Annotated in this window: 15 protein-coding genes; 2 read left to right on the top strand and 13 right to left on the bottom strand. The window is 66.5% G+C overall.

The features are described 5' to 3' along the window. Nucleotides 1-61 precede the first annotated feature (61 nt). Nucleotides 62-2,929, bottom strand: a complete 2,868-nt coding sequence (locus OOZ48_RS13920) for an adenosylcobalamin-dependent ribonucleoside-diphosphate reductase (protein WP_269499334.1) — start codon at nucleotides 2,927-2,929, stop codon at nucleotides 62-64. A 93-nt stretch (nucleotides 2,930-3,022) separates the two neighbouring features. Further along, nucleotides 3,023-3,355 carry a c-type cytochrome gene (locus OOZ48_RS13915; protein WP_269499332.1) on the bottom strand — a complete coding sequence of 111 codons (333 nt, stop codon included), beginning with the start codon at nucleotides 3,353-3,355 and terminating at the stop codon, nucleotides 3,023-3,025. 224 nt (nucleotides 3,356-3,579) lie between these two features. On the opposite strand from OOZ48_RS13915, the gene OOZ48_RS13910 reads away from it, so the two are divergent. Beyond that, complete coding sequence (locus OOZ48_RS13910; RefSeq protein ID WP_269499330.1) at nucleotides 3,580-4,068, top strand: redoxin domain-containing protein; 489 nt, start codon at nucleotides 3,580-3,582, stop codon at nucleotides 4,066-4,068. 17 nt (nucleotides 4,069-4,085) lie between these two features. Here OOZ48_RS13910 and OOZ48_RS13905 read toward each other — a convergent pair whose 3' ends face one another. The 6 genes from OOZ48_RS13905 to OOZ48_RS13880 are packed head-to-tail and all read right to left on the bottom strand — an operon-like array spanning nucleotide 4,086 to nucleotide 9,144. Beyond that, a complete protein-coding gene (locus tag OOZ48_RS13905; protein WP_442867595.1) occupies nucleotides 4,086-4,877 on the bottom strand; it encodes a slipin family protein in 792 nt (263 codons plus the stop codon). Nucleotides 4,878-4,888: 11 nt separating this feature from the next. Then, complete coding sequence (locus OOZ48_RS13900; RefSeq protein ID WP_269499324.1) at nucleotides 4,889-5,242, bottom strand: NfeD family protein; 354 nt, start codon at nucleotides 5,240-5,242, stop codon at nucleotides 4,889-4,891. A 13-nt stretch (nucleotides 5,243-5,255) separates the two neighbouring features. After that, on the bottom strand, nucleotides 5,256-5,636 hold the full coding sequence (locus OOZ48_RS13895; protein ID WP_269499323.1) for a DUF488 domain-containing protein: 381 nt from the start codon (nucleotides 5,634-5,636) through the stop codon (nucleotides 5,256-5,258). A 7-nt stretch (nucleotides 5,637-5,643) separates the two neighbouring features. Further along, on the bottom strand, nucleotides 5,644-7,041 hold the full coding sequence (gene fumC / locus OOZ48_RS13890; RefSeq protein WP_269499321.1) for a class II fumarate hydratase: 1,398 nt from the start codon (nucleotides 7,039-7,041) through the stop codon (nucleotides 5,644-5,646). 4 nt (nucleotides 7,042-7,045) lie between these two features. Continuing rightward, nucleotides 7,046-8,128 carry a type I glyceraldehyde-3-phosphate dehydrogenase gene (locus tag OOZ48_RS13885; protein ID WP_269499319.1) on the bottom strand — a complete coding sequence of 361 codons (1,083 nt, stop codon included), beginning with the start codon at nucleotides 8,126-8,128 and terminating at the stop codon, nucleotides 7,046-7,048. Nucleotides 8,129-8,163: 35 nt separating this feature from the next. Then, complete coding sequence (locus OOZ48_RS13880) at nucleotides 8,164-9,144, bottom strand: D-2-hydroxyacid dehydrogenase (protein ID WP_269499317.1); 981 nt, start codon at nucleotides 9,142-9,144, stop codon at nucleotides 8,164-8,166. Between the two features lie 133 nt (nucleotides 9,145-9,277). On the opposite strand from OOZ48_RS13880, the gene OOZ48_RS13875 reads away from it, so the two are divergent. Next, entirely contained in the window at nucleotides 9,278-9,889 is a 612-nt protein-coding gene (locus OOZ48_RS13875) for a glutathione S-transferase family protein (RefSeq protein WP_269499315.1), read from the top strand. A 47-nt stretch (nucleotides 9,890-9,936) separates the two neighbouring features. Here the strand turns inward: OOZ48_RS13875 and OOZ48_RS13870 are convergent, their stop codons facing one another. The 5 genes from OOZ48_RS13870 to OOZ48_RS13850 form a co-directional block, all read right to left on the bottom strand. After that, complete coding sequence (locus OOZ48_RS13870) at nucleotides 9,937-10,638, bottom strand: ABC transporter ATP-binding protein (RefSeq protein WP_269499313.1); 702 nt, start codon at nucleotides 10,636-10,638, stop codon at nucleotides 9,937-9,939. 3 nt (nucleotides 10,639-10,641) lie between these two features. Next, nucleotides 10,642-11,406, bottom strand: coding sequence for a high-affinity branched-chain amino acid ABC transporter ATP-binding protein LivG (livG, locus tag OOZ48_RS13865; protein WP_269499311.1), 765 nt, complete (start codon nucleotides 11,404-11,406; stop codon nucleotides 10,642-10,644). After that, nucleotides 11,403-12,632 (bottom strand): high-affinity branched-chain amino acid ABC transporter permease LivM, encoded by a 1,230-nt coding sequence (locus tag OOZ48_RS13860; RefSeq protein WP_269499309.1) that lies wholly within the window; start codon nucleotides 12,630-12,632, stop codon nucleotides 11,403-11,405. Before OOZ48_RS13860 ends, livG begins: the two co-directional genes overlap by 4 nt. Next, entirely contained in the window at nucleotides 12,632-13,561 is a 930-nt protein-coding gene (locus tag OOZ48_RS13855) for an ABC transporter permease subunit (RefSeq protein ID WP_269499307.1), read from the bottom strand. The genes OOZ48_RS13860 and OOZ48_RS13855 overlap by 1 nt, the downstream gene beginning before the upstream one ends. 94 nt (nucleotides 13,562-13,655) lie before the next feature. Then, complete coding sequence (locus tag OOZ48_RS13850) at nucleotides 13,656-14,774, bottom strand: high-affinity branched-chain amino acid ABC transporter substrate-binding protein (protein WP_269499306.1); 1,119 nt, start codon at nucleotides 14,772-14,774, stop codon at nucleotides 13,656-13,658. Nucleotides 14,775-14,818 lie beyond the last annotated feature (44 nt).

The following is a 14,818-nucleotide window of genomic DNA, read 5'->3' as shown; positions in this document are numbered from 1 at the left end:
CTGCAGGCCGCTCGGATGAAACAGGCACGGAATGGTCCGCAGGGACCATTCCGTGCCTGTTTCATCCACACACCCCCTGATACCCGCAATGGGTGCAGAACTGGCAGCCGTCTTTCTTGATGACGCGGTGCAGGTGGCATTCGGGGCATTCGGCGCCGACCATGGCGACCAGGGCCTCGGACTGCGGGGCACGCGGCGCACCCTCGTCGGTTTCGGCCTGCACGACGCCCATCTGTTCCAGGGGTTCGCCCTGCTCGTCCAGGATGCCCAGCATCGCGTAGCGGTGGATGACCAGGCGGGCGATGTAGGCCTCGGTGGAGGGGAAGGAGGCGGACTTGTCGCTGCCCGGCACGCGCGCCAGGAAGTCGCCTTGAGGTTCGGCATATTTCAGGAGCTTGCGCAGTTTCATGGCGATCCAGGCGGGATCGACGATGCGCATGTCCAGGCTGAGCAGCTTGAACAAGCCCTCGAAGGCGCGCGGGAACTTGCCCGCCCCCCACACGGAGTACGGGCGCGTCGAGCCGTCGGGCATCCGCAATTCCTTCATCATCAACACGAAGTCGTCGCCCGTCACCGGATTGAGCACGTCGCAGATCCAGCCCATGGTGCCGTCGGTGCCGGTCTTGGGTTCGCGCGGGGCGATCAGGGCGTCCATCATGGCCGAGTCCCCGCCGCCATCGTGGTCGATGCCCAGGCTGCGGTGGCGGAAACCCACCAGGCGCGCCAGCGCGGCCACCGTCGAGGGCATCCACACGGGTTCGCCCGTTTCAGGGTCGGTGATCTGGAAGGGCGAGCCGCCGTTGGTGCGCGCCAGGACCTCGAGCTTGCGGTTGAGCCACGGCGTGTCGTCGGTGTACATGTCCAGGCTGAGCATCTTGGCGACCGACCCCAGGCCGCGCGGCGGGCGCGCGCCGTTGACCCAGACCTCGAAGGGCCGCCGGGTCAGGTCCGAGACGAACACCACAAAACTGCCGTCGGGGGTTTCGATCGTGTCCGACGCCCATGCCGAGGCGCCGCGCGGCAGGCGCGGGCGGCTGGGCCAGCGCAGGCTGTTCAACACCGGCTCGATGGTGCGCTTGAGCACCAGGCGGCGGTCGGCCTCGGACAGCAGGATCGCCTCGGGCTGGGGCGCCTCGACGACGGGCGCGACCGACAGGACGGCGGCGCGCTTGCCGCTGGGACGGTAGGTGGTGATGCCTTTCAGGCCGAGCTTCCAGGCCTGCAGGTAGAGGTCCTTGAAATCCTCGTAGGGATAGTCGACCGCGACGTTGACGGTCTTGGAGATCGCCGCATCGACGTGGTCCTTGACGGCCGCCACCATCATGGCGTGATCCTGCGCCGAGATCTCGAGCGCGGTGCGGAAATACGGCGGCAGGCCCGCGGACACGTCGCCGCCCATCAGGCGGTACAGGCGATAGGCATGGTCCTCGACCACATAGTCCTGTTTGCCGCCATCGGCCATGCGCTTGGTGCGGGTGTAGGTCCAGGAAAACGGCGGCTCGATGCCGTTGGAGGCATTGTCGGCGAAAGCCAGCGAAATCGTGCCGGTCGGCGCGATGGACGTCAGGTGGCTGTTGCGGATCCCATGGTCGCGGATCGCCTGCCGGATATCCTCGGGCAGGCGTTGGGCAAAGCCGCTGGCCAGGTAGGGCTCGGCCTCGAAGAGCGGAAAGGCGCCGCGTTCCTGGGCGAGGGCCACCGAGGCCCGGTAGGCGGCCTCGGCCACCTCGCGCGCGAAGCGGCCCGCCAGCCGACGGGCCTCGTCGCTGTCATAGGCCAGGCGCAGCATGATCAAGGCATCGCCCAGGCCGGTCACGCCCAGGCCCACCCGGCGCTTGTTGGCGGCCTCGGCGGCCTGCTCGGGCAGCGGCCACACCGTGGCGTCCAGGACGTTGTCCAGCATCCGTACGGCCAGGCCCGTGACCTCGGCGAGGCCCTCCCAGTCGACCTCGGGATCGCCGTCGAAGCCGAAGGGATTGCGCACGAAGCGCGTCAGGTCGATCGAACCCAGGCAGCAGCAGCCATACCCCGGCAGGGGCTGCTCGCCGCAGGGATTGGTGGCCTCCAGCACCTCGATATAGTGCAGATTGTTTTCGCGGTTGATCTGGTCGTGGAACAGCACGCCGGGTTCGGCATAGTCGTAGGTCGAGCGCATGATCTCGTCCCACAGGTCGCGCGCGCGGATTTCCTTGTAGACCCACAGGCCGTCCTCGCGCCTTCGGGCGCCGGCCGCCAGCAGGTCCGTGCCCGGTTCGGCCGGATGCGTGAGGGGAAAGGCGGCATCGGCCTCGACGGCGCGCATGAACGCGTCGGTGACGCTGACCGAGACGTTGAAATTGGTGAGCTCGCCGCTGGTCTGCTTGGCGCGCACGAAGGCCTCGATGTCGGGATGGGTGACGCTGAGCACGCCCATCTGCGCGCCGCGCCGGGCGCCCGCCGACTCGACGGTCTCGCAGGAGCGGTCGAAGACGCGCATGTACGAGACCGGCCCGGAAGCCTTGGAGGCCGTGCCCTTGACCGCCGCGCCCGCCGGCCGGATGTGGCTGAAATCATAGCCGACGCCGCCACCGCGGCGCATGGTCTCGGCGGCCTTCTGCAGGGCATCGTAAATGCCCGGGCGGCCGTCCACCGCGGCCGACACCGAATCGCCCACCGGCTGGACGAAGCAATTGATGAGGGTGGCCGACAGGTCGGTGCCCGCCGCCGAATTGATCCGCCCCGCCGGAATGAATCCCCGTTGCTGGGCCTCGAGGAACAGGGCCTGGAAGTGCTTGCGGCGGGAGGGCTTTTCCACCGCCGCCAGCGCGCGCGCCACGCGCTGCTGGATCTCGGTGATGCTGGATTCCGTGCCCTTGGCGTACTTTTCCTGGAGGACCTCGATGGAAATGGACTGGGGCTCCAGCCCGGCGATGGGGTGTGCTCTCTTCATGGTGCGCCTGAATATGTCATTGATGTCAAAATGAAAAACCCTGTGCGGGCCCTGGGACACACGGCCGGCACAGGGTCGTCCACGGCGCCGCCTTTAGTGGGGCGCGCCCGCGATCAGCCATTCGACGACAGTCTGGATATCGGCGTCCGAAATGCCCGCATTGGGGGGCATCGGGATCGGCCCATAGACCCCCGAACTGCCCGAGCGGATGTGCTTGGTCAAGACCTCGGCGGCATCGGCCTCGCCCTTGCGCTTGGCCGCGACGTCTTGGTAGGCGGGACCGATGACCTTCTTGTCGACGGCGTGACAGGCCAGACAGGCGTTCTTGGTGAGGATGTCCTTGACCTGGGCGTAATCGGGCGCCGCGTGTGCGGCACCGCCCATCGCCAGGAGGGATGCGCACAGGGCGATCGCGGGTAGCTTCATTGTGAATCTCCGGGAATGAAGTCGTTCTTGGAAAGGTTCGAATCAGTATAAGCCACCCGTCCGCAGCAGGGCGTCGGGCGCTTCGGTCATTACACCATGCCGGTCGGGGCGGGAGGCAAAATATCAGTACTGAGCGTAAGCTTTCCCTGACACGGCGCGGGACTTATGATAAGCATGAGGTCCACGGCCCCCGGGTCCGGACAGCCGCTTTCACGGAGTTCTTCATGCCCTACTACGAACATGCGCCCGCCCTGCAGGTCGGCCGGTGGCTGAACACCGACGAGCCCCTGGACCTCGAAAGCCTGAAAGGCTCGGTCGTCGTGCTGCATGCCTTCCAGATGCTGTGCCCCGGATGCGTATCCCACGGCATCCCGCAGGCCAAGGCGATCCACAACGCGTTTCCGCGGGGACGCGTGCGCGTGATCGGCCTGCATACGGTCTTCGAGCACCACGAGGCCATGGGCGAGGTCGCCCTGAAGGCCTTCCTGCACGAATACCGGATCACCTTCCCGGTCGGTATCGACATGACCGATCCCAAGGGCAACCCCATACCGCTCACCATGCAGGCCTACCGGCTGCAGGGCACCCCCAGCCTCATCGTGCTGGACCAGGCGGGCGACATCCGCCTGCACCACTTCGGCTCGCTCGATGACCTGCGGGTGGGCGCGGCGATCGGCCAGCTGCTGGGCGAGGAGCCCGCGGCCGCCGACTGACCGCGCCCGCGGCCGGATCAATTGCGCGGCGTACCCAATGGATCCTCGCCGCCGGCCGGCGGCGCGACCTTGCCGAGGAAGCCCGCCAGCAGGTCGATGGGCACCGGAAAGACCAGCGTCGAGGACTTGTCGCCCGCCACCTGGGTGAGCGTCTGCAGATAGCGCAGCTGCATGGCGGAGGGCTCCTGCGCCAAAGTGCGGGCGGCGTCCTGCAAGGCCTGCGCGGCCTGGCGCTCGCCCTCGGCGTGGATGATCTTGGCACGCCGGTCGCGTTCCGCCTCCGCCTGCCGCGCCATTGCCCGCACCATGGTTTCGTTCAGGTCGATGTGCTTGATCTCGACCGTCGTGACCTTGATGCCCCAACCGTCGGTCTGGGCGTCGAGGATGGCCTGCACGTCGTGGTTGAGTTTTTCGCGCTCGCTCAGCATCTCGTCGAGCTCGTGCTTGCCCAGCACCGCGCGCAGCGTGGTCTGCGCGAGCTGGCTGGTCGCCTCGAGGTAATGTTCGACCTGGATGATCGCCTTTTCCGGCGCCACGACCCGGAAATACACCACCGCGCTGACCTGCACCGAGACGTTGTCGCGCGAGATCACGTCCTGCGGCGGGATATCCATGGTCACCACCCGCAGGTCGACCCGCACCATCTGCTGCAGGAACGGGATCACGATGACCAGGCCGGGCCCGCGGGTGGCGGTATAGCGGCCCAGCGTGAAAATCACCGCCCGTTCATATTCGCGCAGGATCCGGAACAGCTTGAAGAGCATCACCACCAGGATGACCAGGACCAGGATGCTCAGGCCCACGTCCATGTCCAGAAAAATCATGATCCACCCCCTTGATTCGTGGAAGATTCGTCGACGCCCCGCGCGGAAGGTTCGCCCAGGCGCTCGACCTCGAGCGTGAGGCCGCGCGCCGCGCGCACGCGCACGACGTCGCCCTCGGCGAGGGGCTCGCGCGTATGCACGCGCCAGATTTCACCGCGCACCAAGGCATAGGCGCGGCCCCGCGAATCGGAAGCCTGCGTCACCTCGCCACGCATGCCGGGCAGTTCCTCGTTGCCGCCCAGCACCCGCATGCGATGTGCCTGGATCCCCAGGACCACCGCCAGCAGCAGGATCAGCCCGACGGCAATCAGGACCCACATCGTGTCGGCCCCCCAATACAGCAGCACCATGGCGCCCTCCCCTTCAGGTCTTGTGGCGCCTGGCATAGGCGCTCATTTCCTCGGCCAGGATCAAGGCGTGGTTGTGCTCGGGGTCGCGCGCCCCGTAGACCAGCGTGATCGGGCGTCCCTTGGCCGCGGCAAACACCTCGCCCATCGCGCGCTGGCATGCCGCCTCATGGAGTTCGGAGGCGTAACCTTCGCGGAAACCGTCCCAGTGCTCGGGTTTGTGCCCGAACCAGGTGCGCAACGCCGGACTGGGGGCGAGGTCCTTGCACCACAGGTCGTAGTGGAAGGCATCCTTGGAGACCCCGCGCGGCCACAGGCGGTCGACGAAGACGCGGAAGCCGTCGGCCTCGGCGGCTTCCTCATAAACGCGCTTGATGCGTACCGGCGGGGTTTTCATGCGGGCCTCAGCTAGGGTGGGTCATGTCCAGGGGGACGATCCATTCATCGTACTGCGCATCGCTGAGGAATCCCAGCGCGAGGGCGGCCTCGCGCAGCGTGCTGTGCTCTTTGTGGGCCTTCTTGGCGATGGCGGCCGCCTTGTCGTAGCCGATGTGGCGATTCAGCGCGGTCACCAGCATCAGGTTCTTTTCCAGGTTCTCGTCGATGCGCGCACGATTGGGCTCGATGCCCGCGGCGCAATGCTCGTCGAACGACAGGCAGGCGTCGGCCAGCAGCTCGATGCTCTCGAGGACGTTGTGCACCATGACGGGCTTGTAGACGTTCAGCTGGAAATTGCCCTGGGACCCGGCAAAGGCGGTCGCGGCATCGTTGCCGAACACCTGGACGCACACCATGGTCATGGCCTCGCACTGGGTGGGGTTGACCTTGCCCGGCATGATCGAGGAGCCCGGCTCGTTTTCCGGAATCAGCAGTTCGCCGATGCCGCAGCGCGGGCCGCTGGCGAGCCAGCGCACGTCGTTGGCGACCTTCATCAGCGCACCCGCGAGGGTGCGCAGCGCCGCCGACAGGTTGACCAGGGCATCGTGCGCGGACAATGCGAAGAATTTATTGTCGGCGCTGCGAAACGGCAGGCCGGTGATGTCGGCGATGCGCGCCGCCGCCAGATCGCCGAAGCGCGGATGGGCGTTGAGGCCCGTGCCCACGGCCGTGCCGCCGATGGCGAGGTCGTAGATGCCCGGCAGAGCCGCCTGCACCGCGTCCAGGCCGAAGTCGATCTGCGCCACCCAGGCGCTGATTTCCTGGCCCAGCGTGATGGGCGTGGCATCCTGCAGGTGGGTGCGGCCGGTCTTGACGATGTCCTGGTAGGCGCGGGCCTTGGCATCGAGGGTTTCACGCAGCTTGCCCACGGCCGGGAAAAACCGCCCCGCGAGTTCCTGGGCCACGGCGATGTGCATGGCCGTCGGGAACGTGTCGTTGGAGGACTGCCCGCGGTTGACGTGATCGTTGGGATGCACGGGCGCCTTGGATCCGATCGTGCCGCCGGCCAGTTCGATGGCGCGGTTGGCGATGACCTCGTTGGCGTTCATGTTGGATTGCGTCCCCGATCCGGTCTGGAACACCACCAGTGGAAACTCGGCGTTGAGCCGGCCGGCGATGACCTCGTCGGCCGCACGCACGATGAGTTCGCCGATGTCGGCGGGCAGTTCGCCCAGTTCGGCATTGGCCTGAGCCGCGGCCTTCTTGAGGATGCCCAGGGCACGGATCACCGGGGGCTGCCACCGGAAGCGATCCACGCCGATGGGGAAATTCTGGATCGAGCGCTGGGTCTGCGCGCCCCAATAGCGTGCGGCGGGCACCTCGATGGGGCCCATGGAATCGGTTTCGGTACGGCTTTCGGCCATGATTTCAAGCTCCTTGTGGAAAATTACCTTGCCGTTCGGCGGTATCGGCGGGCGTCGCGCCCATGAACAGCGCCGCCCAGGCCTGGGCGACGTCCAGCATGCGGTTGGCAAACCCCCATTCATTGTCGAACCAGACCAGCAGATTTGCAAAATCGCCGCCGTTCACCCGCGTATGGCCCAGGTCGATGATCGCCGAGCGCGGATCGTGGTTGAAATCGATGGAGGCGTGCGGATGGCCGGTGCAGGCGAGCAGCCCGGGCCGTTCGCGCGCCGCCTGCTGGAACAGGCCGTTGAGGGACTCGACGTCGGTGGCGCGGCCCAGGTTGACCATCAGGTCGATGGCCGAGACATTCAGGATGGGCACCCGCACGGCCTTGGCCTGGATCCGCCCGGCCAGGCCGGGCAGCAGGCGCTCGACGCCCTGCGCCAGCCCCGTGGCCACCGGCACGATGGATTGCATGGCCGAACGGGTGCGGCGCAGATCGGCGTGGTGGTAGCCGTCGATCATGGGCTGGTCGTTCATGACCGAGTGCAAGGTGGTCAGGTAGGCGTTGCGCACGCCGGGCCCGCGCTCGAGCAGGTCCAGCACCGGCACGATCGCATTGGTCGTGCACGAGGCCGCCGATACGAGGCGCTGGCCGGCGTCCAGCCCGTCGTCGTTGATGCCGTGGACCACGGTGAAGTCCACGTCGGCGGCGCTGCGCGCGGGCTGCGACACCAGCACGCGCGGGCAGCCCGCCTCGAGGAATGCCGTCAGGGCGTCGCGCGTCCCGTACGCGCCCGAGCATTCGAGCAGCAGGTCGATGCCGAGCTCGCGCCAGGGACAGTCGCCGGGCGCGCGCCCATGGTGGACGCGGACCAGCCGTCCGTTGATCCGCAGGCCATCGGCGGCCTCCTCGACCGTGCCCGGGAACACCCCATGAGTGGAATCGAAGCGCGTCAGGTAGGCCATGGACGCGAGATCCGCGGGTTCGTTGATGGCGACGAGCTCGATGGCCCGGTCCCGGCCTGACTCGATCAGCGCACGCAGTACGCAACGGCCGATACGGCCGTAGCCATTGATGGCGACGCGAAGGGGGTGGTTCATGAACGGTCTCGAGGAAAAGAACGGTGGCCGGCGCCTCAGCGATTGAAGGCGGTCACCATGTTGCGCGGCTCGTCGCGGCAGAACGCCTCGATATTATCGCGGACCTGCTGGATGAGCGTCGCGATGGCCTCGGCGCTGGCCCAGGCCACATGGGGCGTCAGGATGAAATTCGGCATGTCGGCCAGGGCCATGAGGGGATGGTCGGGCGCGGGAGGTTCCTCGCTGGCGACGTCGAAGGCCGCCCCCGACAGGCGGCCCTCGCGCATCGCGCGCACCAGCGCGTGCTCGTCGACCAGACCGCCGCGCGCGGTATTGATGAGCAGCGGCCGGCGCTCCATGAGGGCGAACTCGGCATCCCCGATCATGCCGCGCGTCTGGGCATTCAGGGGGCAATGCAGGCTGATCACGTCGCTGGAACGCAGCACATGCTGAAACGAGGTGTAGTCCTCGGCGGGCGCGTCGATTTCCTTGCGCGCCGCGAACTGGACCTTCATGCCGAAGGCGCGGGCCAGCTCGGCCACCGCCTCGCCCAGCGCCCCGCGGCCGATGATGCCCAGCGTCGAGCGCGCCAGGTCGTGTATCGGGTAGTCGAAATAACAGAAGGCCCCCGCCGCCTGCCAGCGGCCGTCGATCACCGACTGGCGATAGGCCACCAGGCTGCGGCGCAGGGCCAGCATGAGCGCCATGGTGTGCTCGGGCACCGAATGGGTGGCATAGTCGCGCACGTTCGAGACGACGATGCCGCGCTGGTCGCAGGCATCCAGATCGATGTTGTCGGTGCCCGTGGCGGCCACGGCGATCAGGCGCAGGCGGCCGGCATGCTGCAGGTGATTCGCCCGCAGCGGAACCTTGTTGACCACCACGATGTCGGCGTCGCGGATGCGCTCGATGACCTGCGCCGGGGTCGTTCGGGCATGCAGGATCAGCTCGTGAGGCACCGAAGGGCCGGGAAAATCAACGTCCGCGGGCAGTGAGTCCCGATCCAGGAAAACAATGCGCAAGGGCGAATCAGCCATGAAGGAACTCCTGCGAGACGCGAAGACGGCATCGATAGTCTAACCCAAGGGCGGCCTGGGCCGCTGGGCCCCGCCGCCGGTGCGCGGTGGTATAAACAAGGCTTACGTTCATCCCTGGAGGCCGAGCTTTGCCATGAAACTCTATTACTTCCCGGGCGCCTGCCCGCTCGCCACGCACATTGTGCTCGAATGGATCGGCAAGCCCTACGAGGCCGTCCGGATCACGCGCGAGCAGACCAAGCAGGCCGAATATCTGGCGCTCAATCCCGCCGGCGCGGTGCCGACGCTGGTCGACGGGGACTTCGTGCTGACCCAGAGCTCGGCGATCCTGGAATACCTGGCAGAGCTCAATCCCGAGGCCGGCCTGCTGGGGGATTCGCCTCGCGAGCGCGCGGAAACCCGCCGCTGGCTGGCGCTGTGCAATGCCGACCTGCACCGCACGTTCGCACTGGTGTTTGGCGCGTCCTTCTACAGCGGCGGCGACGACAAGGCGACCGGCGTCCTCAAGGCGCAAGCGACCCAAAAACTGCTGGACCTGTTCACCATCGCCGAGCGCCGGCTCGAAGGCCGCGACTGGCTGACCGGCCGGCGCTCGCTGGCCGATCCCTACCTGTACACCGTGCTGCGCTGGGCCGACCTGCTGGGCATCGACCTGCCCGGCATGGATGCGCTGCGGCGGTTCCAGGCCCGCATGCAGGCCGACGCCGGCGTCCAGGCGGCCCTGGCCGCCCAAGGGCTTTCGTAGCTGCCAGGCTGGCGGGGGCGGACCGCTGCGGCGGGCGCCCTGCGGCCTCAGGCGCCCAGATAGGCCTTGCGGACCTCGTCGTTGATCAGCAGGTTTGCGCCCGTGTCGTGCAGCACGACCTTGCCGGTTTCCAGCACATAGCCTCGATCGGCGACCTGCAGGGCCTTGTTGGCGTTCTGCTCGACCAGGAACACCGTCACGCCCTCCTCGCGGATGGTGCGGATGATGTCGAAGATCTGGGCGATGATCAGGGGCGCCAGGCCCAGTGTCGGTTCGTCCAGCAGCAGCAGCTTGGGCCGTGTCATCAGCGCGCGGCCGATGGCCAGCATCTGCTGTTCACCGCCCGACATGGTGCCGGCGCGCTGGCCGGCGCGTTCCTTGAGGCGCGGAAACAGCTCGAAGACATGCTCCAGGCTTTCCTCGGTCTGGCGGCGGTCGAGGAAAAAGCCCCCCATGTTGAGGTTTTCGGAGACCGTCAGGTCGGGGAACACACGCCGGCCCTCGGGTGAAATGGCGATGCCGCGCTGCATGACGGTGTGCGTGGGCAGCTGGGTGATGTCCTCGCCCATGAAATGGATGCCGCCAGAGCGTGCCCGGGGATTGCCGCAGACGGTCATCAGCAAGGTGGTCTTGCCTGCGCCGTTGGCGCCGATCAGGGTGACGATCTCACCCTGGTTCACCTCGACCGAGACGTCGTTGAGCGCCTGGATGGCGCCATAGAAAGTGTTGACGTTTTCAAGCTTGAGCACGGTTCATTCCCCGAGATAGGCTTTGATGACGCGGGGATCCGTGCGGACCTCCTCGGGCAGGCCGGTGGTGATGGGCTTGCCGTGTTCCATGACCAGGATGCGGTCCGACACCCCCATGACCAGGCTCATGTCGTGCTCGATCAGCAGGACGGCCACGCCGAACTCGCGGCGCAGCTGATCGATGAGGGCTTGCAGATCGCGTTTTTCCTGGGGATTGAGGCCGGCGGCCGGCTCGTCGAGCATGAGCAGGCGCGGCTTGGTGATCATGCAGCGCGCGATCTCGAGGCGGCGCTGGTGGCCGTAGGCCAGGGTGCCGGCCTCGCGGTTGGCGTACTGGCGGATGTCCATGAAATCCAGCCATTCCGCCGCGCGGCGCTTGGCCTCGGACTCGGATTTACGGAAGGACGGCGCCTTGAACAGCCCGCGCACCAGGCCGGTCTGCATCTGGGTGTGCTGGGCCACCAGCAGGTTTTCCAGCACGGTGAGGCTCTTGAACAGGCGCACGTTCTGGAAGGTGCGCACCAGGCCATGGCGCGCCACCTTGTGGCTGGGCTGGCCCGTGATGGGCTGGCCGTCCATCAGGATGTCGCCGGTGGTGGGCTTGTAGAAGCCGCCCACGCAGTTGAACACCGTGGTCTTGCCCGCGCCATTGGGGCCGATGATGGCGAACACCTCGTCCCTGCGCACCTCGAATTCCACCTGGTCGACGGCCAGCAGGCCGCCGAATCGCATGGTCAGTCCGCTGACCTTCAGAAGTGCTTCGCTCATGATTCCAATTCCACATGCGGACGCTTGACCGGCAAGAGGCCTTGCGGGCGCCAGACCATCATCACCACCATCACCAGACCGAAGATCAGCATTCGGTACTCGGCGAATTCGCGGGCGATCTCGGGGACCACGGTCAGCAGGATCGCCGCCAGGATGACGCCGACCTGCGAGCCCATGCCGCCCAGCACGACGATGGCCAGGATCAGCGCCGACTCGATGAAGGTGAAGGATTCGGGATTGACCAGACCCTGGCGGGCCGCGAAGAACGCGCCGCCGAAGCCGGCGAACATCGCCCCCATGGTGAAGGCGGACAGCTTGATGGTGGTCGGGTTCAGGCCCAGCGAACGGCAGGCGATCTCGTCCTCGCGCAAGGCCTCCCAGGCGCGGCCGATCGGCATGCGGATCACCCGGCTGGAGACGAACAAGGTCACCAGCGCCAGGCACAGCGCCATCAGGTACAGGTAGATCACCACGTCCTGGCTGTCGAAGGACCAGCCCATCATTTCATGGAAGGTCGGATGCCCGTCGGTCGAGCGCCGCGTCATCTGGTAGCCGAAGAACGAGGGCTTGGGTATGCCGGAGATCCCGTCGGGGCCGCCGGTCAGGCCGTAGAGGTTGATGAGCATCAGGCGGATGATCTCGCCAAAGCCCAGCGTGACGATGGCCAGGTAGTCGCCGCGCAGCCGCAGCACCGGAAAACCCAGGATGAAGCCGAAGAACGCCGACATCAGGCCGGCCAGCGGCAGCGCCTCCCAGAAGCCCCAGCCCGCCCAGTGATAGAGCAAGGCGTAGGTATAGGCGCCCACCGCATAGAAGCCGACGAAGCCGAGGTCCAGCAGGCCGGCGAAACCGACCACGATGTTCAGCCCCAGGCCCAGCATGACGTAGATCAGCACCAGCGTGGCGATGTCCACCTGGGCGCGCCCCGTGAAGAACGGCCAGACCAGGGCGAACAGCACCAGCACCAGGATGGCGCGCTGGCGGCCCTTGTCGGAGAGCGCCGGCAGTCGCCAGCGCGATTCCGCGCGCGCCTTGCCCTTGCGCGCGAACAGCGGCCGCAGCAGCTGGAACACGAAGATGATCGCCATGCCGCCAAAGATATAGTCCCATTCCGGCTGGAGGTAGGTCTCCATCCCGCGGCGCAGGATCTGCAGGCCGAACACCGGGGCGATGATGACGCCGGCCACGATGGCCGCGATCACCGCGTTTTTGAAGTTCTGAAACATTAGACTTTTTCCACTTCGGGTTTGCCCAGCAGGCCCGTGGGACGGAACAGCAGGATGAACACCAGCAACAGGAAGGCGACGATGTCCTTGTACTGAGAGGAAATGAAGGCGGCCGCGAAAGTCTCGGCCAAGCCCAGCAGCACGCCGCCCAGCATGGCCCCGGGTATGCTGCCGATGCCGCCCAGCACGGCCGCGGTGAAGGCCTTGATGCCGGCGATGAAACCGATGAAGGGATTGAGCTTGCCGATGGCCAGGGCGATCAGCACGCCGCCCACCGCGGCCAGCATGGCGCCGATCACGAAGGTGAAGGAAATGATGCGGTTGGTGTCGATGCCCAGCAGGTTGGCCATGTGCAGGTCCTGCGAGCAGGCGCGCGAGGCCTGTCCCGTGCGCGAGTACTTGATGAACAGCGACAGCCCGATCATCAGCAGCACCGTCACCACGATGATCATGATGCGCGAGTAAGGCGCGGTCACCATGAAGTCGCCGGTGCCCACCGTGAACTCCACCGAGCCGCTGATCAGCGAGGGGACCGCCATGTCGCGGGCGCCCTGTCCCGTGGCCACCCAGTTCTGCAGGAAGATCGACATCCCGATCGCGGAAATCAGCGGCACCAGCCGGGGGCTGCCGCGCAGGGGCGCATAGGCGACCTTTTCCACCGCAAAGCCATAGACCGCGGTCACCAGGATCGCCACCAGGAGCATGAGCAGGATGATGACCGGCAGCGGCAGCCCGCTGTTGACGCCGATGGCAGAAAGCGTCACCAGGCCGACGTAGGCGCCGATCATGTAGATTTCGCCGTGCGCGAAGTTGATCATTCCGATGATGCCGTAGACCATGGTGTAGCCGATGGCGATCAAGGCATAGATCGCGCCAAGCGACAGCCCGTTGAAGAGCTGTTGCGTGAGGATGGGAAGCAGATCAGACATAAAGAGGGAATTTCCGGGGAAGACGCCGGCCGCGGGCGACCGCCCGCGGCGCTGCTGGAGAGGCCCGGGCGCACGCCCGGGCCGCCGGACCCGATCAGGGCTGGATCTGGGTCATATTGCCTTGGCCATCCCACCGGAACACCGCGAACTCGAAGTGCTTCAGGTCGCCCTTGGCATCGTAGTCCACCTTGCCGATGGCCGTGTTGAAGCTGTTGCCGTGCATGTAGTCGGCGACCTTGTCGGGGTCCGCGCCCACCGCGTTGATGCTGTCGGCCAGGATCTGGACGGCGGCGTAGGCGGTCATGGTGAAGGCGCCGTCGGGACTGCGATTGTACTTCTTGAAGTTCTCGAGGATCTGCTCGTTGCCCTTCATTTTCGTGAAGTCCGCCGGCAGTGTCACGAGGAGCTTGTCGACGGCGGGGCCGGCGATGGCGACCAGGTCCTTGTTGGCCACGCCCTCGGGACCCATGAACTGGGTGTCGAGGCCTTGTTCGCGCGCCTGGCGCAGCAGCAGGCCGAGTTCGGCGTGATAGCCGCCGAAATAGATCAGGTCGGGACCCAGGGCCTTGAGCTTGGAAATCACGGCCGAGTAGTCGCTGTCACCCACGTTGATCCCCTCGAACATGGCGACGTTGACCTTGCTCTTTTCCAGGGCGGTCTGCACCTGGGTGGCCACGCCCGAGCCATAGGTCTGCTTGTCGTGCAGGATGGCGACCTTGGTGGGCTTGAGCTGGCGGGCGATGTAGTCGGCGGCGAAGGGGCCTTGCTGGTCGTCGCGGCCGATGGTGCGGAAGAAGAAATGCGGCTTGATCGTGTCGGTGACCAGGGGGGAGGTCGCACCCGGAGTGATCGCGACGATGCCTTCCTGCTCGTAGACGTTGACGGCCGGGACGGTGGTCCCGGAACATGCGTGCGCGACCGCGAACTTGGCGCCGGCGTTGATCACGCGATTGGCGGCGGGAACGGCCTGCTTGGGCTCGCAACCGTCGTCGATCAGCAGCGGCTCGATCTTCATGCCCTTGATGCCGCCCGCGGCATTGAGTGCGTCGATCGCAGTCAGCGCGCCGGCCTGGATCTGATCCCCGTATTGGGTCGCCGGACCCGTCATGGGCTGGGGAATCCCGATCTTGAGGGTATCAGCCTGGGCGCCGACAGCCAGTGTCATGGCGCCGATCGCCAACATGAGGGGTGTGACACGCTTCTTGAAATTCATTCGAATAGTCTCCGGTAGAGCCCACCGCCAAACATCTGCGCCCT

Origin of the sequence: Castellaniella sp. S9, from assembly GCF_027257175.1 — a bacterium.
GTDB lineage: Bacteria > Pseudomonadota > Gammaproteobacteria > Burkholderiales > Burkholderiaceae_B > Castellaniella.
The sequence above is the reverse complement of the archived record's forward strand: the minus strand, read 5'-3'. Positions and strand labels throughout refer to the sequence as shown.